Genomic DNA, 294 nt, shown 5'->3' with positions numbered 1-294 from the left:
GCGGGTGAAAAACCCGCACGCCGGAAGACCAAGGGTTCCTGTCCAACGTTAATCGGGGCAGGGTGAGTCGACCCCTAAGGCGAGGCTGAAAGCGTAGTCGATGGGAAACGGGTTAATATTCCCGTACTGGTGGTAACTGCGATGGGGGAACGGAGAAGGCTAGGTTGTCCGGGCGACGGTCGTCCCGGTTCAAGCATGTAGGCAGAGTGATTAGGCAAATCCGGTCACTTAATGCTGAGGTGTGATGACGAACCACTAAGGTGGTGAAGCAATTGATGCCCTGCTTCCAGGAAA

General features: G+C 55.4%; 1 rRNA gene. It reads left to right on the top strand.

What is annotated here, in order from left to right:
* Window positions 1-294 (top strand): 23S ribosomal RNA (locus tag BHE89_RS00750); the annotation flags it as partial.

It is taken from the genome of Shigella sp. FC1967 (assembly GCF_001743005.1).
GTDB lineage: Bacteria > Pseudomonadota > Gammaproteobacteria > Enterobacterales > Enterobacteriaceae > Proteus.
This window is presented reverse-complemented; position numbering and strand designations above follow the sequence as displayed.